Origin of the sequence: Synechococcus sp. B60.1, from assembly GCF_047462555.1 — a bacterium.
GTDB lineage: Bacteria > Cyanobacteriota > Cyanobacteriia > Thermostichales > Thermostichaceae > Thermostichus.
Genome location: NZ_JANSJN010000213.1, coordinates 1 through 1,235, shown reverse-complemented (window position 1 = coordinate 1,235; position 1,235 = coordinate 1). Strand labels below are relative to the sequence as shown.

Sequence of the window (1,235 nt, the reverse complement as noted above, 5' to 3'; positions counted from 1 at the left end):
TGCCGCCCTCCCTCTCCCCCCCGAGCTCAGAGGTCTGTTGCAAGGACGTCTCTAACTGCGTCACCCACAACTTCTCCCACCCCGGTGGCAACGCCTACTCGAACTCCGGCACCGACACCCACTCCCACTCCGGTGCCAACACCAACGCTTACTCCTACCCCTCGATTGACGCCACTTGTTCCTCGCACTCCTACCCCTACCCCAACTCTACCCCCGCCGCCCACCTCGACACCACTTCCACCAACGCCAACGCCTGCGGCAGAGCTTGCCTTGAGCGGCCAGTGGCTCTACGAGGGAGGATCCTTTGTCTGGCAGGGATCCCTGTGTAAGGTTAATGTTGCAACCGGTATCCAGGAAACCGTCTCCATTCGTCAAGACGGCAACCAGCTCAGGGTTTCCTCTCCCGGTTTTGCGGAGCGCAGCGGCCAGCTCATCGGCAACCAATTTTCTGTCAGCGGCAGGATAGGGGGCAGCGGTACTCCAACCATCACGTGGAGTGGCACTGTCAGCCCTGACGGGCGCTCCATTCGCGGCACAGCTACCTGTGGCAGCGCCAGCTTTGCCATCAGGCTCTTCCGCCAGAGTTAAATACCCACGCCGCCGCCTCGGTCGCCGCCACCGCCGTTCTCCGGATCCTCCGGCTTCTGCTGGATGGCGGGGGGAGGAGGAGGAGTGGCAGAGGTTTCCCTGACCACCTCGAGGGTGTAGGGGCCGCGGCCAGGGCTACCCGGAGCAGAGCTGCGGGCATTCTGGGCCCAGTAGCTTTGCACCAGCACTAAGTAACAGCGGTCTTGCCGTACTGGGATCGTCAGCTCAGAGGTGGTGAAATTGCCAGGAGCTGCGTCATCGTTGATAAAGATGAGTTCCGGATCAGAGTTCCTGTTGGCATCAAAGCCAGAGATGGCCAGCAAAGGATCGAAGACTGAACTGGTTAGGCGGATGGTAACTCCGGTAACGTTGGCTGCAGAAGGAAAGTAGAGAAATCCATCTGAGTAAAAGGTGAAGGTGCCAGGAGGCGGTGGAACTTCCCGGGCATTTTGAACCTCGCCAGCGCTATCGAAGTAGAACTCCAAAAGGCTATTCGGCCCCAAGGTTCCGCTGCGGCTATCTCCTTGGCGGCGCAGGCCAATTGATGCGAAAAACTCTGGGCTAAAGGCTTGCTCGCAGACATTGACCGGAGGTGGCACTGTCCCCCCAGACCCCCCACAGCTTGCTAGAAGGAGAGTCGAGGCTAG

The 1,235-nt window shown here is 60.0% G+C and carries 2 protein-coding genes; one reads left to right on the top strand and one right to left on the bottom strand.

Going from position 1 to position 1,235, the window contains the following annotated elements; genetic code table 11:
• Window positions 1–270: 270 nt before the first annotated feature.
• Window positions 271–588, top strand: coding sequence for a hypothetical protein (locus NW863_RS13085; protein ID WP_414366886.1), 318 nt, complete (start codon window positions 271–273; stop codon window positions 586–588).
• Here the strand turns inward: NW863_RS13085 and NW863_RS13080 are convergent.
• Window positions 585–1,235 (bottom strand): hypothetical protein (locus tag NW863_RS13080; protein ID WP_414366885.1); only part of this gene is annotated, 651 nt, incomplete at its 5' end. The two genes, NW863_RS13085 and NW863_RS13080, sit on opposite strands and share 4 nt — an antisense overlap.